The sequence below is a fragment of the Roseivirga sp. AWQ4_251 genome, from assembly GCF_056158225.1.
Map to the genome: position 1 here is coordinate 407699 of NZ_JBSWSW010000002.1, position 24514 is coordinate 432212.

Below are 24514 nucleotides of genomic sequence, written 5' to 3' on the forward strand. Positions count from 1 at the left end.
TAATTAAATGTCTATTTGATGATGAGTTTGGCCGAGGCTTTTCCTCTTGGCCTAATGATATAGAGGCTCGGTTTTAAGCCAGAAACATTAATTTCTGGACCTTCTCCCGCTAAAACCAACTCTCCTTTTTGATTGAAAATATGAACCGGAGTATTCGCATTAATTCCTTCGATATAAATCATATCCTTGGCTGGGTTGGGATAAAAGCTATAGGCAGGTTTCTTTTCAGCCAAAAGCGTTGCGTTGGAATCGTTTGCTGCCGAGCCCGTAGGAATAGGTAGGAAGGTAGGTGTGTTCAAGTATTCGATTTCCGGTTTCATAATGGTTCGCCAGTCACGTTTGCCAACCTGAACTTTATCCAAGAACATCCAAGCGGTTTCGTAGCCTCTGAACTTGACTTGGTAATTGTCCGATGTACTTCCCGTTAACGGAGCTGAAGTGGTGTACCATTCCCAATTCGTAGTTAGGTAAACTTCACCCACATTCATCCAGTCATTATTGTCCGTATTTTGCACCCAAGACACTAGCTTTTTACCATCTGCTGTGGCTCTAGCCCAAAAGCTAACGGTTACATTCTGTCCATTATCCAAGTGAAATTTTTCATCGGCTTTGATAATATAATTACTACCTCCGCCCATATCAGTAACTACTGAACGAAGCCCTTTGCTACCGCCTGTTCCCAAGCCGCTGCCGATGGTTACTACCTGATCCGTAGTTTTTGGAACGCCAGACCAGCCACCGCTTTCCATATCGCCCGTGGTGATATAATTGATGTTGGTAAGTAATTGATCGTTGAAAACCACATTATCGAAAACAAACCCGTTGAAGAAGTCATTAGGATCGGTGCCTATAAATTGGTTGGTGAAGTCGGTGCCCATGGTCATATCCACATCCCAATCTTTTAAGTAGAGACCGTGAACATCTGAATCTGTAAATGGATCGGGAGCCATGTTGAAAACAATCGGCACTGGGTTTTCAGTTACCACATCTTCAATCAGCCAATTTTCAACCAAAGCATAGCGGCCAGCATCGTGATAATGGTTGCCTACTAAGCTTAAAAGTGCGGTATTAAATCTTGGTTTGTCCCATTCTGCACGAAGAACATCCACCCTTTTGATTTCAACATCTTTACTGGTAGAACCGCCAACAGCGCCACCCCAACCCATTTGGATAATGCCACCATTGTTGAGTTGCCAAACCACCATATCTTCGAAAGTGATGGAATCGCGGTAGACTTTAATGGCGTCATCATTGGCCCAAATAAAGCTTTTGCTAACCGTAGAACCTTTGAAGGCAGCAATTCCATCGCAATTGTATACCCAGCCACCAATTACTTTGGTGTAGCTCACATCATTGTCCGTTCCGATTAAACGAACGGCAAAATATTTAGGATCGGCCACCACTAGCCCTTCAATAGTAATGTTGTTACTACCATTAATTGCCTCCACACAATGGGTCTCTCTATAGTTGAATTTGTATGATGAAAGCACTCCCCTTCCGTAAATCTTCACATTAGGATTAGCATCCATCTTCAGTGCTCCATACACCCAAGCACCATCTTCGAAATACACATTTTTGATATGGCTGGGAATATCGAATTCTCCAATATCATGAACTCCTCTTCGGAAATAAACTCCATTATAGCTGGTCGGAATAGAAGCCACATCTGAGGCATCGGCATCATACAAAACCAAGTAATCAGGATCGGATTGGCTTGGGATGTCAGTCTCTTCCGGATCTGCAAAAATCACCAATCCGTTTTTATAGCCATTGGCACCAATTTCCACAGAATATTGGCCAGGCTCGGTAATGGTAAACGAAACCACATTGCCACTTGTAGTGGACGTAATGCCATGCCTTGAAGGCAGAATCCGAACCGTTTCTCCACTCACCGGAACTTTGGTCGTGTTGGTGACTTTTACATGCACGGTTATTGGGTCGTCAAAACTGAACTTGGCCCAGTTGATAGTTCTACCGGCAAAAAGATCCAAAGGGCCTTTATCTTTCGATTCCATATTCTGATATCCCAACTGATATGCTGGTGCAGAATTTCGGAATACATTCACCGGCCAAGACTTTCCGTTTTGGGCCACGGTAACTTCATAAATCCCTGATTGATTGACATCTTCATAATCAACAGGGCCAATCTGAACGTCATCGATATACATGGTTCCTGTGTTATAGCCTCTGAATTTAAGCTTATAATTATTAGAAGTTTGTGAGCTAACGCTTACCGTAAAAGTGTACTGTTTCCAGCTTGTAGTGAGGTAAGCATCCCCGAAATTCATCCATTGAAAACCATCAGATTCTTGAGCCCAAGGTTGCAGACGCATATTATCTACCGAACCTTTTGCCCAAAAACTAACCGTGATTTTATCACTTTGGGTCATGTGAAAGAGGTCGTCACAACGGAGAATGTAATAGCTATCTCCGCCCATATTGCTGGTCGAAGTCACATAGCCGGTGGTTCCGTCTAGTCCTTGGCCAGATGAAAATGAGGTACTAAGGTTTGTATTGCCAGGCACACCACTCCATCCACTGCTTTCCATATTCCCTGATGTGATGAAATTGTATGTTTGCCCCGAAGCCGTTGTTATTGACAGCCACATGGCCAAGGCGAGCATACAAAATCTCGAATAGTTTGATGATTTTTCCATAGTTGAGTTATCGGTTAAGTGAGTTTAATTACATCGCGTTCTTATAATTTAGGCGGGTTTCAGATTTGATTTTTTCGTTTTCAGACATGAGCATTTTCACTTCTTCCACCGTAGGAATTGAAGGCTGAGCGCCCATTCGGGTTACGCAAAGAGCGGCCGCAGCAGAAGCGTATTGAGCGGCTAGCGGTAGTGAATCGCCATGACTCAATCGAGCGGCTAAGGCTCCACAAAAAGTATCGCCAGCAGCAGTGGTATCAACCGTTTTCACTTCATAGGCTGAAATGAATTCGTACCCTGATTTGCTCTGAATAATGCTTCCCTTTTTACCCAGGGTAAGAATCACATGCTTCACACCTGTATTCAGAAGATCGGTGATCAATGCATTTTCGCCTTCGGCAGAAATCTTGCGTTTGGTGATGGTTTCAATCTCCGTTTCGTTCACTACCAGAATGTCTACATACTGGCAAAGCTCATCGTCAATGGCCATGGCAGGCGCCACGTTCAACATTACTTTCACCTTGTGTTGCTGAGCGAGTTGGCAAACTCTTTTCACAGAATCGTATGGAATTTCCATTTGAAGCAGAACAATGTCGGCAGAGGCAATTTCTCCTTCCATCCGCTCTATGTACTCCACCGACAATTCTGCATTCGCACCGGGAATTACCACTATGGTATTTTCCCCTTCATCGTTCACCATAATCATAGCAGTGCCCATGGGCACGTCATCTACAATGGACGAAGAAGAAACATCTAGCCCTTGATCTTGAAAGTATTCTAGGGTGTTTTTGCTGTTCGCATCCTGACCCAGGCAGGTAATAAACTTCACATCGCCCCCTAGGCGATGAGCAGCCAAAGCTTGGTTGGCTCCTTTTCCTCCGGGAACTTGACTGAACGAATTTCCAATGATGGTTTCTCCAGCCAAAGGAAGTTTATTTACCTGAGCGATTAAATCTGAATTCGAACTACCTATTACTAATATCTTACTCATTATCTGGTTTCTTTTCTCTAAAAATCAATGACTTACTTACTCTCTTTGACTTGGCCGGATTTCACTCCTTCAATCAATTTTTTCAGTTCCTTTACTTTTTTAGGTTCTTGTTGGTAGAGGTTGTTTTGCTCCATAGCATCGGTACTGATGTGGTATAGCTGATTCTCGAAAGCACTTGGGCCTTCAGGAAAATAGGTTTCGGGCCACATGCCTTTTGGCGAAGCTTCAATCAGCTTCCAGTTGTCTTTAAAAGCTACCATTGCACCACTGGCTCCGCCCACTAAAACCATAGATTCCCGAACCTGAGGGGCGTTGTTGTTTTTCAAATTGGAAAGGAAACTGTAGCTGTCTTCACCTTGGCCGGCTGCCAATTTGGAGTTTGTAGCATCGGCAATAGTTGCCAATAAATCCACTGTAGTGATGGTATTTGAATTTACCTTACCCGGCTTTATATGTTCTGGCCAACGTACAATAAATGGCACCTTGAAGCCGCCTTCCCATGAATCGGTTTTGAAGCCTAGATTGTCTCCTGCAGCTTTATGACCATAGGTGTACCAACCTTTACTCCAGATTTTATTGCCTTTTTCATTGATCAGCTCAGGTTTGTAATCGTCAAAATATGTTTCGTGAAGCCCTTCTCCAGCATAATCTTCACCTTGATAATTATCTACCCAAAGCGCAGGATCACCCGGACGAGGCCCGTTATCGGAAGTGAATATGAGCATGGTGTTATCGTAAACGCCATTTGCCTTAAGCGCCTTTACAATTTCACCCACCGTCCAGTCAAGCTCCACCACAATATCTCCACGCAAGCCGGCCTCACTTTTACCCTTGGTAAAAGTTGGAAGGGCCGGCCGGTGGATCGCGCTTGTAGGAAAATATAGGAAAAGCGGTTGATCTCTTTTTTCGGCAAAATGCTCGTTGATTACACTTACCGCTTTATAGGTTAAATCTTCATTGATTTTATTGATATGCCAGTTGGGCGCTCTTTCTGCAGGACCATAGTGGTCGTATTCTTTTTCAGGAACTGAAGGAGCCATTACCACATGATCATTTTCAATAAAGGCGTAAGGCTGCATGTTGTTGGAACCCGCCATTCCATAGAAATAGTCGAAACCTCTATCGTTTGGCCCATTTTTAATCGGCTTATCGAAATCGATATACCTATGCAAGTTGATATCCCATGAATTGAAAACCGACTTCTCTGCATCTTCAGGCGCAGAATCATTCAATGGCCAATCCATTCCCAAATGCCATTTCCCCACAGCCGCGGTATAATAGCCTTGGTCTTTCAGCATTGATGCTATCGTGGTTGTTCCTTCATCGATCAGTGGTTTTTCATAATATTTCAGAACACCAAACTTGAGTCGGGTTCTCCAAGAATAGCGCCCTGTAAGAATGCTATAGCGCGAAGGAGAACAAATGGAGGAAGAAACGTAGGCATCGGTAAACCTCATTCCTTCTTTAGAAATTTGATCAATTTCTGGTGTCTGAATCTTTTCAGCACCATAAGCACTGATATCGCCATAGCCTAAATCATCGGCCACAATCAATACAATATTGGGTTTCGACTGTGCTTTTTTCTGTGCGGCACTGGCGATAATTATGGCCATGAAAACAAGTGAAAGCGAAAGGCCTACCTTTCCAAACCTTGTTTTAAAGAAGCTATTTTCTGTTCTTTTCATCTTCTACCTTATTGCTTTTCATGTTCAAAAGCACCCAAATCCACCGCTTTAGTGGCACTGATGGGTTTATTATTAAAATCTACTTTATAGCCTAAAGGCTGACCCTTTTCTATGGCCATACTTGTAGATTGAATTGCATAATCGTCCGGTGAGTTGGCTTGTGTATAATTTTTGAACTGCGGATTACCAAATACAGGCAACGCTCCTGGTCCTTCAAGCCCAATGTTCAGTGTATCTGCTGCAGCGAAAAAGAGATTGTTTTCTATAATGTTGTGAGGTTCGGCATTGCCCAAACGCCCCAAATTGAAAATCGGGATATTTTTTTCCGTCACTACAATGTTGTTTCTAATGTAGTTTTGGCCGTTGTACTGCGTAATGTTGAATACCCCCCAATCATTCTCGTTTATCTTTCTGCGAACAATGGTGTTATTATCGATTTCGAAACCAGCACCACGCCAAAGCGCCACAAACTGCTGAAAATCATCACTGATATTGTGATGAATTTTGAAGTTGATGTACTCCGGATTTTGTTGAACGTCCGTCCAAGTAACTTCCAAAAAGCCTTGGTTATCGCGCGTATAATTGTGGTGAATCGAAATATCCGACTTTGGTACTCGTGCATCGTCAATTTCAATGGCACTTCCATCTGCTCCACCACCATAGCTGTTAGGCCCCCAGGTGATATTTGGATTTATGGCACTATAATTAACAATCGTATTGTGGCTAACCTCTTGATGGTCTCCACTGAGCCAAACGCCAATCGGACCCCAGCTCCATTCCTTCAACACACGATTACAGTCATGAATATAGTTATCTTCTATCAAGGCAAACGGCCCATAACTTTTCACCCCAACTCCGCAATCTTCTATTTCATTATGTTTCACCACACAATGGCTGGCCGACCTATCGATATAGATTGCTCCCAATTCCCACATGGTGAGGAAACCGCCCGTTTCGGACGGCAAATCGGCAGGTGTCCCATGGAAATACAAATCTTGTACAACCAAGTAATCACCTTTTAGGCGAATGCAATTGCCGAATTCCTTTTCTGCTTCGTTAAATAATGGATTTGTGAAACTTGGCGCAGGTTGACTGTCATCTCCATAATCATCAAACACAATCGCCTGCAATGCACTACCTGAAGCCGAAATGGTCAAAGTTCCGTTGTATTCCGAACCTCTTTTGAACCTTACTGAATCGCCAGGAACCAAGGTGGCTTCTTCCACTCGTTGCAGTGATTTCCAAGGCCTATCCTGAGAAAGTCCATCATTCTGATCGCTTCCCAATTCACTATCAACATAGTAAATATGAGTGAGTACATCTTCCGAAGGACGATCGGAACAACCGAAAATCAGAAGCACTAAAAGGCAATATGTGGCGCGCTGCCAAAGCATGTTTTTAACTGAAAGTTGAGGTTTTGGCGGAGCCATTGCGCCCCGCCACATCCAATTGATTGTATTAATTATGAGAGTTCTTAGTATCCATCGTTTTGCTGCAAATTCGGGTTGGCAGCTAAAGCAGTACTCGGAATCGGCATCAATTCAGTGTATGATCCTAGGTTAGCAGGCTTGCCGAACCAGGCGTTTTGCCATTTCCCAAAGCGAATCAAATCTTGACGTCTGTGACCTTCCCAAGCCAATTCTCTTCCTCTTTCGTCAAGCAATTCGTCAAGCGTAAGTGTGCTTGTGGTATAATCGTGATCTGCATTACCAAAAGCTCTTTCTCTTACCTGATTCACTAAATCAACGGCATCGCCAGTGGCCGTTCCAGCATTTTGTCTCATCGACGCCTCGGCTTTCATCAAAAGCACATCGGCATATCTAAGAAAGATCCAGTCGTTATTCATAGACTGTTGTTTTTGAAGGTCTCTGGTAAATTCCCATTTCGCCATTCTAGCACCTTGAGCTTCGCCTGCAGTTTGCAAGCCATCAATTTCTGGCGTAAAAGTCAGGATGTCCCCCGAAGAGTTTTTCAATGGATTTCCATTCACATCGTATTGAGGACCAACCAACCAGCTTTTGATTCTATCATCTTCCTGCGTATAAAGGTTGTAGAACGACTTAGTTGTGCTTACGCCATTCCAAATAGGAGCTGAATAGTTATACACAGGACCAAACGCTGGGTGAAGCGTCATAGAGTGCACCATCCATCCCCAACCTTGCAGCCTGTCGTAAGGCATAGCAAAAATGGTTTCTCCAGAATTCTGATTTTCGATAGAGAAATTAGCGAAGTAGTCAGACTCTAATTTATATCCACCATTAGAAATCACCTTGTCGCACATGGTGGCAGCTTTGTCGTACATTGGTTGACCTAACCATTTTTCAGCATTCAAATACATTTTGGCCAAAATGGTGTAGCCCACCGCTTGCGTACATCTGCCGTAATTTTCAGTAGTCGGGTGCTCATCTAACAAAGGCGTGTTTTCAATAAGCTCTTGCTCAATAATTTTGAAAGCTTGTTCACGGCTCAGTTGCTCTGGCAAATCCGTATCGGTGAATTCCAGAGTTACAGGAATATTGCCGAACAAATCGATAGCGATGTAGTAGTTGTAAGCTCTTAAAACTTTCAGTTCTGCAATGAATTTTGCCTTAAGTGCCTCATCTACGGGAGCATTTTCAATTTGATAAATGATCTGATTACTAGCGGCTATGGTTTCGAAACAGAAATCCCAAGAACCGAATACCGTTGGCAAAGTTGGCAAAAAGGCATGCTGATTAGTTTTCAAGAAAACACCGTTGTTTTTCAAGAAAGCGCCTTTGCTTCGGTATGGTGCAACGGCCTCATCGGTACTGAGCACTTGCGCGCCCCAAAGTCCCCACAGGTTAGAACCACGATATTGCATGGTTGTGTAGGCATTTCCCATGGCCTGAATAATCTCTCGTTCGTTCTTGTAGAAATTATCTTCAATGAGCGTATCGTAGACTTCCTCATGTAAATCTGTACAAGATTGATTGATCAACAGAAAGCCAGTTAACAATAGGTAAATGATCTTTTTCATGTCTCAGTAGATTTAAAATTTGAGGTTTACGCCTAACAAATAAGTTCGGGTATATGGGTAGTAATTCAGGTTATTGGTTCCCGAAGTAGACGTACTCGTGTTAAAGTCAGGAATAGCGTATTCCGGATCGGCCCCTGAATAATCGGTAATGGTGAGCAGGTTTTGACCTGTTACGTAGAACCTGATTATTTGCGAGTTGCCGATTGGCAGGTTGTAACCCAAAGTCAGGTTATCTAGCTTAATGAAAGAAGCATCTTCGATATAGCGTGAATCATAACGTTGAATTCCGGTGAATTCTGGATGATCCAATTGAGATCGAAGAATGTTACCACCAGCAATAAATGGCTGCCAGTTTTCTTTGAATAACCTTTCGTAATTCAATGCGCTTTGGCCAAATGAACCTCTGAAGAAGAAATTCAAATCGAAGTTTTTGTACTTCAAGGTATTGCTCCAACCCATGGTAGTTACCGGGTATTGATTACCCACCACAGCGCGGTCAGCTTCAGAATCCACATCCACAGTACCATCTCCGTTTACATCTTTATAAACAGGGTCTCCATTATCGTCAACACCATCATAAATCGGGGCAACCCAGTTTCCTACAGATTGGCCTTCAGTCACCAACTGTGTCCAGGTTCCTGCCGCAGGCGTTATTTTCAAGTATTCTAATTCATATCCTCTTGAAGGATCTGAAAAAGCAATCATTTTATTGCGATTGTGAGCGTAGTTCACAGAAGTAACCCACGAGAAATCCCCTGTATTTACGGCTTGAATATTCACTTGGAATTCCACTCCGTTGTTTCTCATTTTACCTACGTTGGCATAAACATTATTGAAAACATTTGGAGGAACAGGCACCGCATACCACCATAATAGATCGGAAATATTTCTTTGGTATACTTCTACATTACCGGAGATTTTGTTTTCGAAAATCCCGAAATCAAGTCCAAAGTTTAGCTCCGCTTTTCTTTCCCATTTCAAATCAGGATTTGGGTTACTAGCAGGCTGATAAGCATTCACAAACCTTCCGTTATAATAGAATTGGCGGTCGCTCACGGCCAATCTTGAAAGCGATAGATAATTCGGGATATCTTGGTTACCCGTAACACCATAACCCACTCTCAATTTCAAGTTCGAGAGCCACGATAAATCTTTGGTAAATTCCTCTTCATTGATTCTCCAACCTGCACTAACCGCAGGGAACACACCCCATTTGTTATTATCTCCGAAACGGGAAGAACCTTCGTATCGAACAGAGCCTGACAACAAATACTTATCGTTGAAATTGTAAGAAGCTCTACCATAAAAACCGATAAGTTTATTCGAGTTTTTGTAAGAATCTACAGTGGCCAAACCATCCAAAATGGCCATTCCAGCACCAATATTGTGGTAAGAGAAATCGTCTACATCAAAGTTGTAATTGTTGATAGAGAAGCCTTCGTTTACATTTTCGAAGTAAGAATAACCCGCAAGAATATTGAAGTTATGTTCGTTGATGCTGAAGTCGTAATTCACATCAGGCTCGAAAAGCACATTGTAGTTTGAAGCTGTGGAAACGGTTGCATCACCATCCGTACCAACATTTGGATAGAAGCGTGTAAGGTATTGCCCTTCATCGGTTCTTCTGCTGTTGTAGCTAAATCTGGTTCTGAATTTTAAGCCTGGAAGAATTTCGTACGAACCATTGATATCGCCAGTAACAAACCCTGCTTTACTTTCATTGGTGCGCTCATTGAGCATGGCCACCGGGTTCAAAAATCCATCGGCAGAAATTACGGTGTAATAACCTCCGTGAGCAACATCATTCGGATCGTAAATAGGCTGGGTTGGGTTTCGCGAAAGCGACTGACTGATTACAGAATTGCTTCCTCCTCTATTTCTTTTGATATCTGAATAAACCAATTTGTAGTTCAGGCTCAGCTTGTCGTTTAAAGCCGTTTGGTTTACAGAAATACTTGGCGTAATAATTCTTGAACCTGTGTTATCAATCAGTCCTTGATTGTCTTTAATATAAAGATCGGCTCGTACACTTACGTTTTTCGATCCGCCCGAAGCAGCAATACTATAGTTTTGACTGATTGGGTTTCTTGTAACCTGATCGAATGCATTCGTACTTTGGCCAGCATCGAGCGATGAAGCTAAGTTTGGATAATAAGTATTGATTGCATCTCTGTATTCTTCAGGAGAAAGGTAGCGGTTCTGCTCAGAAGCCTTTTGAGTAGACACGAAAGTTGAGAATTCGAAATTCAACTTCTCTCCCTTTTTGGCCTTTTTCGTAGTGATCAAAATCACACCATTTGTAGCTCTTGTACCATAAATCGCAGCGGCTGAACCGTCTTTCAACACGTCCATCGACTCGATTTCGTTTGGGTTGATCAAGTCCAATGAGTTGGTCCAAATCGCTCCATCAACTACAATAAGTGGGCTTTTGCCTCCAGAAAGAGAGTTCAAACCTCTCAATCTAACCTGAAAACCTCCATTGGGGTCTCCACCATTTCCTCTCACAATATTCAGCCCAGGCACCTTGCCCTGAACCAAGGACATAGGACTAAGCATATCTCCTTTGTTAAAGCTTTCTTCGCCCACAGAAGCCACAGCTCCCGTAATTTCCTTTTTGGTAGTGGTATTATAACCTACTACAACCACTTCGTCTAGTTCCGAAGTAGCCATTTTCATGGTTACATTCACTGTAGTGCGGTTATTCACATTAACAGACTGCGAAACCATACCTACAAAAGTGAATTCCAAAACAGCGTTGGGAGAAGAAACATTCAAGCTATACTTTCCATCTACGCCTGTAACCGTTCCGTTTGAAGTCCCCTTTTCAAGAATAGAAACACTCGGCAGCGTTCCTCCTTGCTCATCGGTGACCGTACCTTTTACGGTCAGCTCTTGCGCACAAACGATTTGTGCAAAAAGAAGAAAAACAACAGATAACATTGCTCTCCATCTGTAAAAGTCTCGTATCATATTCTTTAAGATTACTAGGTAAAAAACCTCATTAAAAGCTTTTAAGAACTTATTTTATAAAAAATCAAAGCACTCAACAGCAAGAAATCCCGGATTGTGAAGCCAATGTATAGGAATAAAATGAATTGCGCAAACGTTTGTTCAAAATAGCGCAAAAGTTTCTTTTAACGGTAAGTACCAGTGTAGATATTTGCTCGCAGATGGCTCTAATCCCGAAATAATTGATTAATATATTATCAGATTGGTAAATAAACGTTCTGCAATGCAAACCATAGCACAACATTTTGCGCTCTTATTTGTGCATAATTGGAGATAACATTTACTTTGTGTCAGTTAAGCCCCTAACTAATTTTTAATGAGAAAACCCGGCATTAAGGATATTGCGAAGGAAACCAACCTTTCTGTATCTACCGTTTCGAGAGTTATTAATGGAAAAGCCAAAGAGTTTCGCATAGGCGAAAAGTCACAAAAGCTTATACTCGATGCCGCCAAAAGGCTTAACTACAGCCCCAATCATGCGGCTGCCATGCTAAAATCTGGCAGAAGCCAAACCATAGCTTTGGTGGTTCCAACGCTTAGCAACCCCTTTTTTGCCAGCCTTGCCAGTGAAATCAATAAAGATTTGAGAGAACAAGGCTATACCACTATTCTGAGCGAAAGCGGAGAAGATCTAACCCTTGAAAAGGAAATTCTAACCACACTTCTTTCACGTGATATTGAAGGCCTAATACTTGTACCTAGCGGAAAAGAATACGATCACATCATTGCTTTGCAAAAACAGGGGCTTCCCGTGGTTTGCATGGACAGATACTTCGATCAACCGGATTTACCCTATGTTTCTACCGACAATTATCAAGGCGCATATGAGGCCACGAAACTATTAATAGAAAATGGCCACAGGAATATTTTGGGAATTCAAGGCGTAAAAAACTCAGTCCCCAACCAACAGCGTGCTCTTGGATTTCAAGCGGCACTAAAGGACGCTGGCATCAACCAAATCAGAATCACAGGTAACGATTTCAGTGTTCAAAACGGCTATCTCGAAGCCAAACTGGCATTTCAGAGCCCAAATCCGCCAACTGCCATATTTGCTTTCAGCAACACCATTGCTTTGGGCTGCCTCAAAACTTTGAAAGAAGAACAATTAGAAATCCCGGAAGATGTATCGCTCATTTGCTTTGACGACCACCCATATCTTGATTTCCTTTCTACCCCACTCACCTGTGTAGTTCAGCCCGAAAGCGACATTGCAAGGCTATCTACCAGGTTTTTATTTTCCATCATCAACAATTCACCACTTGAATCGCGACAAGTACTTCTTCAACCTCAGATTAAAGAAAGAAAATCGGTAAAGCGAATTTCTTAAAGTTCTCAACCCCCCAGAAAGGGACACTATATTCTCATAGAACAATCTGTAGCAAACGTTTTCTATTAAAAGGAGAAATCGCAGAACCTTTATTGCCCCATAAAGTGTTTTCGAATCATCACATCTATCTCCCATTCATTAATGACAATTTCTAAGTCTCAGGTGTACATTCTGGCTTCAGCAGCTGGAATTAGCGTAGCCAATATTTACTACAGCCAACCCATCCTTTCCGTTATCGCTAACGATCTTGGCTTGAAAGAAGGAGAAGCCGGTAGTCTTCCCATATTTTCTCAGGCGGGTTACGGTTTAGGGCTTTTACTGCTTACTCCACTGGGCGATAAAATGGATAGAAAGAAACTGATTATCATCTTTCAAATCCTGCTCATCGCCACACTAATGGCCATTACGATGGTGCAAAACATCTATTTTCTCTATCTGCTCAATTTTATGATTGGCTTTTTTGCAGTGGCCACTCAAATCATCATGCCATTTGCCGCTTCAATGGCCGGCAATGCAAAAGGGAAAATTGTGGGCATTGTTTTCACCGGGGTTTTGGTAGGTATTCTTGGCGCTAGAACTATCAGCGGTTTTATTGCCGAACAATGGGCTTGGCAAGACGCATATCTGGTTTCTGCGGTCATGCTGGCCATTACCAGTGTTCTAATTGGGATGTTTTTACCTTCAGCAAAAGGAACTTATCAAGGCTCATACGGTTCTTTAATTATGTCTTCCATTGGCCAGTTGAAACGTTTCGCTACCCTAAGAAGATCAGCAGGTATTGGCGTTTTGGTTTTTGGCGCATTTTGCTCCTTCTGGACCACCCTTACCTTTCACCTTTCGGGAGAACCTTTTCAATACGATAGCAACACGATTGGGCTGTTCGGGATTTTAGGCATTGGAGGTGCCTTGATGGCTCCTATTTTCGGAAAAATGTCCGACAAACATAGTCCTTCCAAAATTCAGGTTTGGACGATTTCTTTGGTACTGATCAGCATTGCTGCTATTGCTTTTCTACCCACAGAAATAGCCGCGTTTGTGGTCGCCATTATTTTGTTGGACGTGGGCGTTCAAGCCACTCAAGTAATCAATTTAGCGACCAATTACACGCTTGACGAAACCGCGCACAGCCGAATCAACACCATCTATATGACACTGATGTTTATAGGCGGAGCCATTGGAACCTTTGTAGGTGTAAAAGCTTGGCAATGGTACGGTTGGGCAGGCGTTTGTGCTCAATTGGCCATTTGGTGTTTAGGCGCTTTGTTGATTGCCTCATTTTCAAAAAGAAAAACTCACATAAACTCATAAAAAATGAAATACAATTACATAGGAAACACCGGGCTGATGGTTTCGGAACTCTGCTTTGGTACCATGACTTTCGGTGGGCAAGACGCAGGCATGTGGACGAACATTGGCCAGCTTCAGCAAAAAGAAGTGAATGAAATGTTGAGCGCGGTAGTAGAATCGGGCATCAACTTTATCGACACGGCCAATGTCTATTCTTTTGGTCAATCGGAGCAACTTCTAGGACAAGGATTGATCGACTTGGGTGTGAAACGCGATGAAATCGTAGTCGCTACCAAGGTTTTAGGTCGAATGAATGACAAGCCCAATAGCACAGGGCTTTCTCGCTACCATATTTTCAATTCTGTTGAAGCCAGCTTGAAAAGGCTACAGATGGAATACATCGATGTACTTTACGTACACGGTGTCGATCCAAAAACTTCTTTGGAACAAATCGTAAAATCATTGAACGACATTGTTGAAAGTGGAAAAGTGCGATATATCGCCATTTGCAACTGGCCTGCCTGGATGGTAGCCAAGGCTCAAGCAATCGCTCATTTTAATGGCTGGCAGAAGTTCATCGGTTTGCAATATTACTATTCAGCGGTAACCCGAGACATTGAACACGAACTGGTTCCTATGGCCGAAGACCATCAATTGGCCATTTTTCCTTGGAGCCCATTGGCTGGCGGCTTTCTTTCAGGGAAATTTACCAGAGAAGGAAGCAAGGAATCAGATTCCCGCAGAAGCAAGTTTGATTTCCCTCCTATAGACAAGGAAAAGGCTTACGATTTGGTAGATGTCATGGCTGATTTGGCAGAAAAACACAACGTTACCACAGCTCAAATTGCTTTGGCTTGGGTACGCCACCAAAAAGGTATTACCAGCACAATTATCGGAGCCAAAACGCTGGAACAGCTGAAATCGAACATCGAATCTACTAAAATCGAATTGACCGCTGAAGACCTTCAGAAAATCAATGAAGTGAGTCCGTTACCCAACCAGTATCCAGGCTGGATGGTAGAAAGACAATCTTCTTATAGGTTATAACACCATTGAGCCTTGCCAATTCTTTTTTGGCAAGGCTCAATCTACTCTATCAGAATTTTAATAGATCCTTCCGTGTTTTGACTTTGAACCTTCAGTAAATAAAGCCCAGAAGGCATGGATCGAACATCGAGCTCAATCACCTCAATGGATCGATTAGCAAAAGCATTAACATCCTTTAAAACTTTCTGCCTCCCATTTAATGATTGAAGTGTGATTTTCACCTCTCCCTTAAATTCAGTCGACAACTTTACCCTAAGAAAATCTTTTGCCGGAACTGGAAAAACCTTCAATTGAGGGGCTTCCGCTAAAACATCAATTCCTGTAACAATATCTTCAATCTCAATTGCCATGGGCTCAGAATACACAAGCCCACGAGAATTTTCAGCAGATATTATCACCTCTAAAATATCCGAGTCAATCCCCTCCAAGCTCTTTGCCAAAAGAAGTTGCCCTTCATTATTTTTCAAATAAGCCGCATCTTTTCCTGCTATTGAGTAAACATATTTTTCCTCTTCCGGTCCACCATCAACTCCCAGTATGCCCACAATAAACTCTAATGACTTATTTCGCTTCACTGTATGAGACGACAGCGAAATATCAAGAGAAAGGTCTAACTCTTCAAAAGAAGCCTTCCAAAGGCCGTCTCCGTCAAGTCCCGCATACATATCTTCTTCAAATTCACAAAGTGAAAACACTGCTGAGCTACCCTCCGAATTCACATCCATCCTGTACCAAGAATCACCCTTATCCTTAGTATAAAAAACTCGTCCTTGCGCAGTACCCACAAATAGAGTTGATCCCTTCACGAATAAAGAACTGATATGAGAGTCCATACTTGGCATTCTACCCTGAGGGCTCCAGTTATGTCCCCGATCACTACTGACAAACAATCCATTCCTTTTAGTACCAGCGAACAAAACCCCATTCAAAAACTCTAGTTGTGTTATGACGTCATTGGGTAAGCCATCGCTGGCTTTAATCCAACGTCCATCAACATCAGACAACCTATAAACACCATCGCCAAGACTCCCCAAATAGACGTTTTCACCATCATTGGCAAGAGTCATAATATTGCCGTCCTTCAAACCTTTGTTAACAGCTTTCCACGTTGCTCCGGAGTCTTCAGAGATAAAAACCCCTTTATCTCCACTGCCCGCAAAAAACTTTCCATCGGAATATGTAAAAGCCTGAATCCATTTGCTTTTCAGCCCACTATTAGATGCTTGATAACTCTTTCCTCCGTTGGTGGACCTAAAAACCCCCAACATATCCGTGCCTACTAAAACTGTATTACCGACTGAGATTACACCTCTATTCTCAACAGTCCATATATCAGAGTGTCTTTCCCAGTTCTCCGCATTGGCAGTTCTTGAATAGAAGCCTGAACCTCGAGTACCAACCATCAAACGTCCGTTACTCTTAGCAAGCAACCCTACGTTCGACCTTATCTCTCCATCAAAAACAAGCTCCCAATCGTCACCTTCCTCTTTTCTATAAATATGACCAGCTTTTGTACCTAAAATAAGCACATTATCAAAAGCATATATGGCCCACAAATTCTTATCATCAAAATCCAGTTGAATATGCTCCCAGTTCCCCCCATGATCAAACGACTTAAAAGCACCATTACCAGAAGTTGCCGCATAGAGGACCCCATTCAAAAAAGAAAATCCCTTCACATTAGGTAAATTGCTAGAAACAGGCTCCCAATTCTCACCTTTATCCGAAGAAATAAACATCCCTTTTGAGAGGGTTCCCAAAATAGTTTTGTCATCAAAACTAAAAACAGACATAACGCTATTTTCAGTTAAACCATTGTTGGCCCTGCCCCAGGTCTCACCCATGTCTGTTGATTTCAAAAGCCCATCCAAGTAAGTACCAGCGTACACTTGAGACCCATCACTATTCAAATAATATACGTATTCCGCAGAGTAACCTATGTTCAACTCGTCCCAGGATTCACCGAAGTTCTTAGATCTAAAAATGCCTTTTAGATAGGTGCCAGCAAAAAGCACATTATTATGAACAACAATAGACTTTACATAAACCCCTTCCAAAGCCCCGCCTGCAACCTCCCAGGACTTACCTTGGTTTTTTGATCGAAATACGCCCTCGTCAGTTGTTACCAGAACATAATCTTCAAATGAAACTATAGATTTTGTATCATGACTCGATAGGCCGCTATTCCTAAACTCCCAATGTTCACCTTCATCCAAACTCACCAAGACACCACCTCCAGTTGTAGCAAAAATTGCATCCCCATCAGATGTAATTTCCCTAATGTACCCGCCCGCTGGTTCATTTAAAGACCTCCATTGTCCAAACGCACTTGAACAGAAAAAAGCCAATAGACCAATTGTTAATTTTATTTTAAGCCCCATGCTATGTATTGAGATTTATTAAACTTTCAATGATTTTAACAGAGAAATGAATTCTATTAAATACAAAAAACTAAAAAACCATAAGATGTTTTAAAGTAAGTAAAGAACTCACAATTACTATATTTCAAACCATTATATTTATATAGAAGAATCTCTCACTTAAGAAGACCATTATAGTCTCAATCCCTTTCAACAAAGCAACTTTGGACTTTTCAACAAAGTGACCAAGGCTCATTCATACCGAAATTTGCATTCAGAAAACTGGTAATAAATGGAAAAGCAAACGGTATTGGTAACGGGAGGATCTGGATTTGTGGGATCACATTGCATTCTTCAACTTTTGGAACAAGGCTACTTGGTGAGAACCACAATTCGCTCAATGAGCAAAAAAGAGCAGGTTTTAGAAATGATGCGCAATGCACAAGCTCCCAATATTGAAAATCTCAGCTTTATTGAAACCGATTTGTTGGAAGATAAAAACTGGCCTAAAGCCATGGCCGGGTGCGACTATGTTTTGCATGTTGCTTCACCTATTTTTCTGCGCTTGCCGAAGGATGAAGACGAAATGATAAAACCGGCTGTTGAAGGTACGTTGAGAGTATTGAAAGCAGCTTCGGAAGCTCGGGTGAAGCGAGTAATTATGACATCGAATTTTGGCGCTGTTGGTTACAGCCACAAAGACCCGAGCAAGCCCATCACGGAAGAAAGCTGGACTGACCCAAATGAACCAGGGCTTTCTATCTACAACAAGTCTAAAGTTTTGGCCGAAAAAGCAGCATGGGATTTCATTCATAAGAGTGGAACCGAACTCGAATTCGCAACCGTGAATCCTATGGGGATTTTCGGGCCAGCTCTAGATGCTACACTCTCCAGTGGCCATGGATTATTGCAAAAACTGCTTAATGGCTCTATGAAACGCATTCCTGACATTAGTTTGGGAATTGTAGACGTACGAGATGTTGCAAGTTTGCATATCAAAGCCATGACAAGCCCACATGCTAAAGGTCAACGATTTTTGGCGTTAGCAGGCGGCAATATGACCTTGATTGAAATAGTTCATTACCTGAAGAAAACTTATCCAGCACTTGCAAAAAAAGCGTCTGACAAACCGCTGCCAACCTGGCTTTTGAATATCGCTGCGCTATTCAATAATCAAGCAAAGGCGATTAAACCACTTGTTGGCATCAACAGAAATGCGACCAATGAAAAGGCTCGCACACTGCTCAATTGGCAACCGAGAACTAATGAAGAAGCCATTGTGGCTGCGGCTGAAAGTTTGAAAAAATACGGCCATCTTTAATGTAAAGAATATCTTTAGGTTATGTATGGAATGAAAGCCAGCGAAATTTCCTCATGCTACATTGGTCCGCAGATATCGCCTGAACAGTTCGTGCCAGAGCACTTTTTCCTGTATCTGATCAAGGGCAAAATCAACGGTTACGATGGCGATAGCCATCAGACCATGAAACCCGGACAATATTGCCTTGTTCGCAAAAACCATCTCGCTCGTTACAACAAAACTCCTAACGCTGGGGCTTTTGAAAAGGTGGTCGTGATTTTCGATGAAGCCTACTTAAAATCTTTTCTCAATCGACATGAAGTCGCTATACCAGAAGCACAATTAGATGGCGCTTTTATCGGACTGCCAAAATCTTCTATGATCACCAACTTCATTCATAGCCTAGCACCTTATTATCAGCAAGGAGGTCAAATCAATGAGAAATTTGCGCAAGTAAAGCGTGATGAATTACTGCTTATTCTTCTGGAATTGAACCCCAATCTAGCCGCCTCACTTTTCGATTTTGGCGCACCCCAGAAAATCGACCTGAAAGTTTTCATGCAGAAACATTACAAATTCAATGTTTCCATCGAGCGATTTGCCTACATGTCTGGCAGGAGTGTTTCCGCTTTTAAACGAGATTTCAAAGACATTTTCAATGCAACACCCAGTAGATGGCTCATTCATCGTAGACTGAAGGAAGCGCATTTTCTTTTAGAAAAAGAGCACAAAAAACCTTCAGACTTTTACCTCGATCTGGGTTTTGAAGACATCTCCCATTTCTCATATGCTTTTAAAAAGCAGTACGGAGTTTCTCCAACTCAACTCTATAAGTGACTGTTTGAACAAAGCAAAATCGACCGTTTGAACAAAATGAGTTTATGTTTTTGAGATGAACTTTGATTCATCAAAAAGCATAAAATGAAACAAGAAATTCAAGACAATTACAATGGTGCGTTGCAACAACCTATCAACTCAGGATTTGGGGAACGCTCCACAACAGATGTTGTAATCAAAGGCATTCAATTAACCGGAAAAACCGCCATTGTAACAAGTGGTTATGCCGGAATTGGTTTAGAAACCACGAAGACTTTGGTAAATGCAGGAGCCGAAGTCTGGGTACCTGCACGTAGCATTGAAAAAGCAAAAAATGGCTTAAAAGACCTTCCGAATGTTCATATCGAAGAAATGGATTTGATGAAGCCTGAAAGCATCGATCGTTTTGCTCAGAAGTTCATTTCTGAAAGAAAATCACTGGATTTACTAATCAACAATGCGGGAATTATGTGGGTGCCTTTAAGGAGAGACAGCCGAGGTTATGAATCGCAATTTTCCACCAACCATTTAGGCCATTTTCAATTGACTGCGAGACTTTGGCCAGTTTTGAAAGCCGCTCAAAATGCCAGAATCATCAACGTTTCTTCTTTCGGGCATCAGATTGCACCTTTCAATTTCGAAGATCCAAATTTTGAAAATCGAGAATACGAAACACTTCAAGGTTACGGACATTCAAAAACAGCCAACAATCTTTTCACTGTAGAATTGGATCATCGCGCCAAGCATTTCGGCATTCGGGCTTATGCCGTTCATCCAGGCTCTGTTTACGGCACCGATTTAGGTCGAGAAGCTTCTATGACACTTTTCCAGCAAATGGGAACGCACGATGAAAATGGAAACATATTTCCGGAAGTGGAGCAAAATCTAAAAACCATTCCGCAAGGTGCTGCAACCACGGTTTGGTGCGCCACAAATCCAGCATTGAATGAAATTGGTGGCGTTTATTGCAATGATGTGGAAGTGGCAGTATTGGATTCTGGGCAAATTGAGCACATATTCTCCGAGCCGAGTTCACTTCATGGCGTAAAACCTTACTCGCTAGATGCAGACAATGCCAAAAAATTATGGGAATTGAGCGAGAAACTCACCCAAATATCTTTTCCTGTTAATTAATTTGTTACTGAAACCGACTGATGTCAGTCGGTTTCTAATTCATTTTCAGCCATGTCACACGAAGCCTACAATACTCAATATCTGTCTCCCGATCTGAAACTTTCAAACTTTATTGGGAAGGAATTAAAAACAGAGGTGATGTTTGAACAGCACATGCTGGTTTGGCTCATTTCGGGGGAAACCAAGATTGTTTTGGCCGATGTCACCCACTTTCTGAAGTCAGGTGATATCTTTTTGATTCCGAGAAATCAGTTGGCGAATATCATTAGTAGTTCTATCGAAAATCGCCAACACAAAGCAGTTGCCATGCATTTCAGTCTAGAATTTCTGAAGGATTTTTACAGCAAGAACGAACCGAAAAGCCTTTCTAATCCGATAGATCAGATTCGTGTTTTTAGCAAACACCCTTTACTAGAAAGCTGTATGGCTTCACTTATTCCTTATTTCGAATTGAAGGAGCAGTTGCCAATTGAACTCGCTAACCTGAAAATTGAAGAGGCCCTTAAAATCCTTAGAAATATTGAACCCGATTTGGATGGCTCGCTTGCCAATTTTGAAGAGCCCGGAAAAATTGAGCTTTCAGCGTACATGGAAAGGCATTTTATGTTCAATATGCCATTGGAAAAGTTCGCCTATTTAACCGGACGCAGCCTCACGACTTTTCAGCGTGATTTCAAGAAAATCTATCAAACCACACCGCAAAAATGGCTCACCCAAAAACGGCTTGAATTAGCACATTATCAAATCAAGGAAAAGCATCTTAAACCCAGCGATGTTTACTTCGAAACAGGCTTCGAAAATCTCTCACATTTCTCATTTGCTTTTAAAAAGCAGTTCGGAGTAGCACCAAGTCAGTTAATTGTTTGAACGTAGATTATTGAGATTACTGGATTTCGCTGATTATTAATTCGCGCAATCCAGTAATCTACATGAATCTGTAGCCCTTACTTTACACGCATTATGTGTATCTTCAATAATGACACACACAGAGTATCCACCACTACAACTCTCTCCTGCAAACCAAAAATGCCCTGATGAACGTGATCGAAGGCATTGATAACCAGGTCACCAATGACTTGTGGACATGGACATCCATCAGGCCTTGCACTACCTCGGTGAGATAACTGGCTAAATCACTACAGATAATCTGTTGGCGAATATTTTCTCGAAATTTTGTATTGGAAAGTAATTACATTTTCCTTGATACGCTAAACCCTTCTTTTACTTGCTTTTAGGCTGTTTTTACTTCCTTTACTTGTTGCTAATTTTCCTATTTTTTCCTATCTTTCGTTTCTAATTTGTTGCTGAACAATCAATATTTGTTGTTAGCAACAGATTTTTAAGATAGAGGCGAGATAATGTTACATACAGATACATCCTGATACAAAGGGATACACTCTGATACAGAAACAAGCCCAAAAAGGAAACACCATGAGCAGCAACATTCGAGTTCCCAAAATCTGTCAGCATTGCGGTACTGAGTTTATCGCAAAGACAACTGTGACCAAATTTTGTGGTGATAACTGTGCCAAGCGTGCCTACAAGAAACGCAAGAGAGACCAGAAGGTGCAGGAGATTGCCCCTACTGCGGTACAGAAACAAGAATACAATCAGGAGCAAGTCAAAGACAAAGACTTTCTAAGTATTGCCGAAACCTGCAAACTACTTGGAGCAAGTAGAATGACTTTGTACCGTCAGATCAAGAACGGAAAAATTCAAGCTGCGAAAATTGGTAGCCGTACCATCATCAAGAGAGAAGAAATCGAAAAACTGTTTCAGGCATGAAAGTAACACTAAGAAAACGCAATCAAGGTGGCAAGACCAGTCTATACCTCGACTACTACCACAAAGGGAAAAGGAAAACCGAATACCTCAAATTATACCTTTCTCCTAATGCCAAAACCAAGGAAGAAAAGGAAGTCAATAAAAAGACCCTTCAATTAGCTGAGACTATTAGAGCACAGCGACAAATCGAAATCCAAAACGGTGTTTATGGATTCCGAGACAATGAGAAATTAAAAGGCAGCTTCCTTGCATATATTGAGCTACTTGCCAACCAGAGACAAGACAGTCCAGGCAATTACGGCAATTGGACAAGTATGCTGAAACATCTAAAGGCTTTCTGTTCCTATGAGGTATCCTTCTCAGATATTGACCGACAGTTTATTCAGGATTTCAAATACTACCTTGATAAGAAGGCTATTGCACATGGTGACCAGAAACTATCTCAAAATTCTAAGTACTCCTACTTTAACAAGCTGCGAGCAGCTTTAAAGCAAGCAGTGAAAGACGGTATTCTACCTACCAACCCAAGTGAAGGAGTTGACGCCTTTAAACAAGGTGAACCTGAAAGAGAATTTCTGACTTTGGAGGAACTGCAAGCAGCAGCCAATACGGAATGTGAAATACCTCAGATGAAAACGGCATTCATATTTTCATGCCTTACAGGTCTGAGGTGGTCAGACATTAATAAGCTACTCTGGTCAGAGGTGCAGCACTCAAATGATAACGGGTATTACATCCGATTCAGACAAAAGAAAACCAAAGGAGCAGAAACCCTCCCTATTTCAGAACAAGCCTTTGGCTTGCTTGGTGAAAGGCAAGCACCCGAAGAACGAGTATTCAAAGGATTGAAATACTCTGCATGGCATAACCTGAAATTGCAACAATGGATGATGAAAGCTGGTATCTCCAAAACCATCACTTTCCACTGTGCTCGTCATACTTATGCCACTTTGCAGCTTACGGCAGGAACTGATATTTACACAGTCTCAAAGCTCTTAGGCCATAAGGAATTGAAGACCACCCAAGTCTATGCCAAAATCATAGATGAAAAGAAACAGGAAGCAGCCAACAAAATCAAACTTGACCTATGAGCAATCAAACCAAATTACTTGATGACATCCTATACCAAGAGCTTCGCCCTTGGTTAGGAAAAAACAGCATTGATCAAAAGTATGCTTCCAAACTCAGCAGCGTAAAGGAAGCCTCCACAGATTTTCAATTCAAATATGAGATCAATTTTCACAGGCCATTCGATCACAAAACAAAGTACTATTCCAAACTGATATTGAATAATGTCAAAGCGGAATGTGTCAGGCTTGTGGAACTAATCAAGGAGGACAACAACGAAAACTTAATCAAGTATTGGCTTGAAGACACACTCAACAAGCGGATTAAAACGCGTTTAAAAGACCTTGGAAAACTCATTAAAGAAAAGGACTATGCACTGACGTACATAGATCCTAAAAAAACATCCTTTGAATTAGACCAAACCCACAAGGCAAACACATTCATCTTACAGCTTCTAAAGCTTGCATACATGCAGCTATATTTAGAAATCCAAAATGCTTTCAGCACTTGGATAGATGATCAATTCATACTGGAGGACTTTTACAGCCAACTACTATTAGAACCAGTCCCGGACAAACATTTCTTGAAACCAGTTCACGTAATTGAAGTTGAATCCAAACCAGTACCAGCAGCCAAAACGGAATCCACAGCAACGGTAAATTCATTTCATTCATTTACCTACAAACAGTTACCCACCAACCCAGATAAATTGACCGATCTATGGGATAGTCTAAAGCTGAATCATTTCATTAGCAAATCCACAACCCTACTCAACTTCAAAAAGGTATTCTCAGGAGGTGAAATCAAAACGCCTATAGAATGGACAGGAAATATCAGCGAGCTATTCTATTTCATTAAGCTGATATACTCTGAGCATAAGTTGGTGGAGGATCTAAAGCAAAAGCAATGGGAAGTGACTTGCCTATGCTTCGTTGATACTGATGGGAATTCCTTTGACAGGTCAAAGTTCAGGTCTTTAAAAAGACCGAACCTATCAGGAGATAAAATAGAAAAGGCAGTTTCGCACCTGATATAGTCCACTCTGCACTATAC

Annotated in this window: 17 protein-coding genes; 10 read left to right on the forward strand and 7 right to left on the reverse strand. The window is 41.9% G+C overall.

Annotated features, from left to right (window positions below; translation table 11 throughout):
* Nucleotides 1-11 precede the first annotated feature (11 nt).
* From ACXACJ_RS15825 to ACXACJ_RS15850, 6 genes are all read right to left on the reverse strand, one after another.
* On the reverse strand, nt 12-2657 hold the full coding sequence (locus ACXACJ_RS15825; RefSeq protein ID WP_475135390.1) for a T9SS type A sorting domain-containing protein: 2646 nt from the start codon (nt 2655-2657) through the stop codon (nt 12-14).
* A gap of 28 nt (nt 2658-2685) precedes the next feature.
* Nucleotides 2686-3645: a ribokinase gene (gene rbsK / locus ACXACJ_RS15830; protein WP_475135391.1), complete on the reverse strand. Its 960-nt coding sequence runs from the start codon at nt 3643-3645 to the stop codon at nt 2686-2688.
* Between the two features lie 32 nt (nt 3646-3677).
* A complete protein-coding gene (locus ACXACJ_RS15835) occupies nt 3678-5330 on the reverse strand; it encodes a sulfatase family protein (protein WP_475135392.1) in 1653 nt (550 codons plus the stop codon).
* An 8-nt stretch (nt 5331-5338) separates the two neighbouring features.
* Nucleotides 5339-6724 (reverse strand): right-handed parallel beta-helix repeat-containing protein, encoded by a 1386-nt coding sequence (locus ACXACJ_RS15840; RefSeq protein ID WP_475135393.1) that lies wholly within the window; start codon nt 6722-6724, stop codon nt 5339-5341.
* Between the two features lie 80 nt (nt 6725-6804).
* Nucleotides 6805-8328 (reverse strand): RagB/SusD family nutrient uptake outer membrane protein, encoded by a 1524-nt coding sequence (locus ACXACJ_RS15845; RefSeq protein ID WP_475135394.1) that lies wholly within the window; start codon nt 8326-8328, stop codon nt 6805-6807.
* A gap of 12 nt (nt 8329-8340) precedes the next feature.
* The gene (locus tag ACXACJ_RS15850) at nt 8341-11298 is read right to left on the reverse strand and encodes a SusC/RagA family TonB-linked outer membrane protein (protein ID WP_475135395.1); all 2958 of its coding nucleotides are present in this window, start codon (nt 11296-11298) and stop codon (nt 8341-8343) included.
* A 355-nt stretch (nt 11299-11653) separates the two neighbouring features.
* On the opposite strand from ACXACJ_RS15850, the gene ACXACJ_RS15855 reads away from it, so the two are divergent.
* The 3 genes from ACXACJ_RS15855 (at nt 11654) to ACXACJ_RS15865 (ending at nt 14998) form a co-directional block, all read left to right on the forward strand.
* On the forward strand, nt 11654-12664 hold the full coding sequence (locus tag ACXACJ_RS15855; RefSeq protein WP_475135396.1) for a LacI family DNA-binding transcriptional regulator: 1011 nt from the start codon (nt 11654-11656) through the stop codon (nt 12662-12664).
* 141 nt (nt 12665-12805) lie between these two features.
* Nucleotides 12806-13972, forward strand: a complete 1167-nt coding sequence (locus ACXACJ_RS15860; RefSeq protein WP_475135397.1) for an MFS transporter — start codon at nt 12806-12808, stop codon at nt 13970-13972.
* A gap of 3 nt (nt 13973-13975) precedes the next feature.
* Nucleotides 13976-14998 (forward strand): aldo/keto reductase, encoded by a 1023-nt coding sequence (locus ACXACJ_RS15865; protein ID WP_475135398.1) that lies wholly within the window; start codon nt 13976-13978, stop codon nt 14996-14998.
* Between the two features lie 41 nt (nt 14999-15039).
* Here the strand turns inward: ACXACJ_RS15865 and ACXACJ_RS15870 are convergent, their stop codons facing one another.
* Nucleotides 15040-17379: a T9SS type A sorting domain-containing protein gene (locus ACXACJ_RS15870; RefSeq protein ID WP_475135399.1), complete on the reverse strand. Its 2340-nt coding sequence runs from the start codon at nt 17377-17379 to the stop codon at nt 15040-15042.
* A 271-nt stretch (nt 17380-17650) separates the two neighbouring features.
* On the opposite strand from ACXACJ_RS15870, the gene ACXACJ_RS15875 reads away from it, so the two are divergent.
* From ACXACJ_RS15875 to ACXACJ_RS15905, 7 genes are all read left to right on the forward strand, one after another.
* Nucleotides 17651-18679 (forward strand): SDR family oxidoreductase, encoded by a 1029-nt coding sequence (locus ACXACJ_RS15875; RefSeq protein WP_475135400.1) that lies wholly within the window; start codon nt 17651-17653, stop codon nt 18677-18679.
* A gap of 30 nt (nt 18680-18709) precedes the next feature.
* Entirely contained in the window at nt 18710-19495 is a 786-nt protein-coding gene (locus tag ACXACJ_RS15880) for a helix-turn-helix domain-containing protein (RefSeq protein WP_475135401.1), read from the forward strand.
* Nucleotides 19496-19579: 84 nt separating this feature from the next.
* The gene (locus ACXACJ_RS15885) at nt 19580-20608 is read left to right on the forward strand and encodes an SDR family NAD(P)-dependent oxidoreductase (RefSeq protein WP_475135402.1); all 1029 of its coding nucleotides are present in this window, start codon (nt 19580-19582) and stop codon (nt 20606-20608) included.
* 51 nt (nt 20609-20659) lie between these two features.
* Entirely contained in the window at nt 20660-21475 is an 816-nt protein-coding gene (locus ACXACJ_RS15890; protein WP_475135403.1) for a helix-turn-helix domain-containing protein, read from the forward strand.
* 564 nt (nt 21476-22039) lie between these two features.
* Nucleotides 22040-22393, forward strand: coding sequence for a helix-turn-helix domain-containing protein (locus ACXACJ_RS15895; RefSeq protein WP_115869583.1), 354 nt, complete (start codon nt 22040-22042; stop codon nt 22391-22393).
* On the forward strand, nt 22390-23484 hold the full coding sequence (locus ACXACJ_RS15900; protein ID WP_014022280.1) for a site-specific integrase: 1095 nt from the start codon (nt 22390-22392) through the stop codon (nt 23482-23484). The genes ACXACJ_RS15895 and ACXACJ_RS15900 overlap by 4 nt, the downstream gene beginning before the upstream one ends.
* Nucleotides 23481-24497 carry a hypothetical protein gene (locus ACXACJ_RS15905; RefSeq protein WP_475135404.1) on the forward strand — a complete coding sequence of 339 codons (1017 nt, stop codon included), beginning with the start codon at nt 23481-23483 and terminating at the stop codon, nt 24495-24497. Before ACXACJ_RS15900 ends, ACXACJ_RS15905 begins: the two co-directional genes overlap by 4 nt.
* Nucleotides 24498-24514 lie beyond the last annotated feature (17 nt).